Source organism: Candidatus Regiella insecticola LSR1 (genome assembly GCF_000143625.1).
GTDB lineage: Bacteria > Pseudomonadota > Gammaproteobacteria > Enterobacterales > Enterobacteriaceae > Regiella > Regiella insecticola.
On the sequence record NZ_GL379703.1, the window covers coordinates 1 to 238 of the forward strand.

The 238-nt window shown below is 60.9% G+C and carries 1 pseudogene; it reads left to right on the forward strand.

Annotated elements, in window-relative coordinates:
- Window positions 1–238: pseudogene (locus REG_RS09575) on the forward strand (HAMP domain-containing protein); the annotation flags it as partial.

Below are 238 nucleotides of genomic sequence, written 5' to 3' on the forward strand. Positions count from 1 at the left end.
TTACCGCCGTGCAGAATGCCTACCTCGACCTGGCGGTGGCGTTTGCTGATTCCCAGTCCTCGCAGCTCCAGCAGGAAGGCGCCGGTATTATCGACGATGGCACCATGGCGATTGAAGTTACGCTGGTGTTCTCCGCGCTCGCCATTCTCGCTGCCGTGGTGATGGGCTGGCTGCTGACCCGTTCGATTGTGCATCCCCTGAATGAAGCGGTGACCATCGCCAGCAAAGTGGCTGCCGG